Below are 3,403 nucleotides of genomic sequence, written 5' to 3' on the forward strand. Positions count from 1 at the left end.
ACCACGAGATGGTTGTATATGGCAAAGGGCACTATCACTATGAGTAGCCACAGCGACGCCGAAGCGATGCAAACGCCCGCCATGCCGAGGAAATAAAAGAAATACATCGGATTGCGCGATAGGCGGTAGATGCCGCCCTGTGCGGCTCTGTCCGCAGGAGTTGCCGCATAGTCGTAAAACGCCTTGATGAAGCCCGCAAAAGCCGCTATATAGATCACCGCTCCGATCCAAAACCACGCGCTGTCCGTCTTAAGAGGCACGAACACCGACAAAATAAGCAGCGCTACTTGCAGCAGCGAGCTTATGATCGCATTTCGCTTGTCCGCGAGCGTGTACCACGAGGTATCGGTGGCGCGCTTGCCGACCTCTTTGTAGATAAACATATACGCGAACTGTATCAGCACCATCGCAAATGAGGGTATCCAAGCACCCGCTAGAGCAGGCTCAAGCGTCGTAAAAAATGAAATTTCCATGACCACTCCCTTTGCTTTAAATTTTATCTTGCAGCTTTGTCTTGCCTTTGTTTGCTTGTCGTTGCTTTGTCCTTTTCCGCCCGCCGCGAGTTTAAATTTTACTCCGCCTCGCACCGCCTGTTTGACATGCTGCGGCTATGTTTGCTCGGTACGCCGCCCGCCGCCGATGCCGCTTTGATGAAGTATATGGCATCGGCCCGCTTGGCGCTATTTGTTGAAAGAGGTTTCGGCGCTGGTAAAATGGCGGTCTTCTCGGCGCCGATGTACTGCCGCACGATGAAACATTCTGTGCCGATGTATCCGCCGCCTACTACATGAGCGTTCGGCACAGATGCTGCCTGCTAGGTGTAGCGCTGATGCCGCTAGTTCGGTATCGCGCTATTTACCCTCTGGATTGAGTCCTTTTAAGATATAGCCAAATTCCGTATCGCTGAGCTCGTAATTCATAAATTTTTTATAAAACGCCTTCGTTTCGGCTTTCACGTCGATGTCGGCAAAAAGCTCGGGCTGGATGGTTTTTGCCGCCCATAAAATTTGAAGCACCGTATCCGCGCCGTATCGATCCCAGTTGAAAACCCCGCGCGGATTGCCGTAAACGCGCCCGTTTTTGACCGCATCCGTGCCGCTGTAAACCGGACTTGATTTGATTTTCTCTACCGCATCTTCGTTGTGATCGCCGCCCACGATTATGATCTGCGGGTTGCTCGCGATGATCTCCTCGGCGGTGATCGTTTTCATCGGGCCTTTGGTAGCGGTGATCGCGTTCGTGCCGCCGGCTAGCTCTATCCAAGAATCGATCAGCGTGCCTTTACCGTCTATCTTTAAAAGATCGGTTCCGCCTACGATGTGAAGGACGCGCGGGCGCTTATCGGGGCTTAAATTTGCGGTGCGGCCGCTAACCAAAGCGATATTTTTATCGAGATTTGCGATTAGATCCTTCGCTCTTTGCGGGGCGTCGCCGCCTAGCATATCGCCGCACATCCTGATGCTGCGCCTCATCTGCTCATAATCGCTAAATGACGCCTTTAAAACGGTAAAGCCCTGCTTAGCTAAATTTTCGCCCGCCAGCGCGGTTGAGATGATGACTACGTCGGGGTTGCGGCTCATCAGCTCCTCTAAATTTACGTCGTTGTTTTTTAGAAGCACGGGGATCTGCGCCAGGCGCGGATAAATTTTACGAAACCATGCGTTTTTGCTGATATAATCAGTAGTAGCGACGATCTTGTCCGCTCCTCCTAGGGCCAGTAAAATTTGATTGTTCGAGTGCCAGAGTGCCGCGATACGCTCAACTTTTGCGGGGATTTTGACCTCAGCTCCGTCCATATCCTTGATAGTTCTAAGCTCTGCCGCGCTCGCAAAAAGCGCACCCACTAAAAGCAGTAATAAAAATTTTTTCATTTTTTCTCCTAAACGGTATTGAAATATACGCCGAGATATTACATAAAATCTCATTAAAATTGCGTAAATTTTACTCGCCGCGATTATTTATTATTTTTCAAAGTAAATTTTTATATAATCTATTTTAAATTTAGCATTTTTGAAGGAGAGAAAATGGGTGAAATTTTATATTTGATAGGTGCCGCCGTCGGGGTTTTAATCGCGCTTTTTATCATCGTGCCGCTGTTTTTCAGGCGCATAGTGGAGACGAATGAAGTGCATATCGTCCAAAGCGCGCGCAAGACGACGAGCTACGGCAAAGATACCGGTAATGGCAACAGCTATTATGAATTCCCGAGTTGGGTGCCGGTGCTGGGCGTTACGAAGATCGTTTTGCCGGTCTCAGTCTTTAGTATCAAGATCGAGGATTATGAGGCGTATGATCTGGGTAGGCTTCCTTTCGTAGTCGATATAACGGCGTTTTTTAGGATTATGGATTCAAATTTAGCTGCGCAACGTGTCAATAATTTTGAGGATCTTAACAATCAGCTTAGGAATATCATTCAAGGCTCGATCCGCTCGATCCTTTCGAGCCGCGTGCTTGAGGACATCTTGCAGATCCGCTCTGAGCTCGGAGACGATTTTACCAAGGCGGTAAAGACGCAGCTGCAAAACTGGGGTATTGAGCCCGTCAAAAACATCGAGCTGATGGATATCCGAGATAGCAGCGGCAGCAAGGTCATCTTAAACATCATGGAGAAGAAAAAATCCCAGATCGAAAAGGAAAGCCGCGTCGAAGTGGCAAACAACACCAAGCTTGCTCAGATCGCCGAGATCGAAGCCGCGCAGGCGACCGAAGTGCGCCAGCAGGAGGCCAATAAGATGGTGGGCCTTAAAACCGTCGAAAACGAGCGAGAGGTCGCGATTTCAAAGGAGCAGGCCGAGCAGCTCATCAAGGATCAGCAAAAGATCACGCAGGAAAAGGCGATGGAGGTCGTGCGGGTAAACGACGTCAAGCAGGCCGAGATCAAAAAGCAAGTGGAGATCGTAAAGGCCGAGCAGGAGCAGCGCAAGATCGAGATCGACGCCGAAGCGCGCAAAAACGCCAAAATCCGCGACGCCGAAGCGATCAAGGAAAATCAAATTTTAGTAGCGCAGGGCGATAAAGAGAAGCAATTTCTCGCCGCCGCGGCGCTTTTGGAGATGAAGGACAAAGAAGCGCAGGGTACGCTAAAGATAGGCTCTGCAGAGGCCGAGGCGCTTAGGCTAAAAGAGCTCGCGCCGGTAAATGCACAGATCGAGCTGGCGCGCGAGATCGGCGAAAATCAGGGCTATCAGACCTATCTGATCTCGATCAAACAGATCGAAGCGAACCGCGACATCGGCCTGGAGCAGGCTAAGGCGCTAAGCGCGGCGGATCTTAAGATCATCGCAAACGAAGGCAGCGTAGGCGAGGGGATGAGTAAATTCGGCGAAATTTTAAGCGCCAAGGGCGGCACGCAGCTAGCCGCGATGCTCGAAGCGCTAAATCAAAGCGAGGTCGGCAAAAAGGT

Annotated in this window: 4 protein-coding genes; 1 reads left to right on the plus strand and 3 read right to left on the minus strand. The window is 50.5% G+C overall.

Annotated elements, in window-relative coordinates; genetic code table 11:
* From Q0614_RS06625 to Q0614_RS06635, 3 genes are all read right to left on the minus strand, one after another.
* A partial coding sequence (locus Q0614_RS06625) for a methyltransferase (protein ID WP_298787453.1) occupies window positions 1–473 on the minus strand: 473 nt, incomplete at its 3' end.
* 98 nt (window positions 474–571) lie between these two features.
* A complete protein-coding gene (locus Q0614_RS06630) occupies window positions 572–802 on the minus strand; it encodes a hypothetical protein (RefSeq protein WP_298787457.1) in 231 nt (76 codons plus the stop codon).
* 49 nt (window positions 803–851) lie between these two features.
* Entirely contained in the window at window positions 852–1,871 is a 1,020-nt protein-coding gene (locus Q0614_RS06635) for an ABC transporter substrate-binding protein (RefSeq protein ID WP_298787459.1), read from the minus strand.
* 153 nt (window positions 1,872–2,024) lie between these two features.
* Here Q0614_RS06635 and Q0614_RS06640 point away from each other — a divergent pair.
* Window positions 2,025–3,403: SPFH domain-containing protein (locus Q0614_RS06640; protein ID WP_298787461.1), on the plus strand; the 1,379-nt coding region annotated here is incomplete at its 3' end.

It is taken from the genome of uncultured Campylobacter sp., assembly GCF_937997595.1.
Classification (GTDB): Bacteria; Campylobacterota; Campylobacteria; order Campylobacterales; family Campylobacteraceae; genus Campylobacter_B.

Coding starts and splice junctions, on each gene's coding strand:
- Q0614_RS06635 (WP_298787459.1), bottom strand. CDS start 1,871: ATGAAAAAATTTTTATTACTGCTTTTAGTGGGTGCGCTTTTTGCGAGC.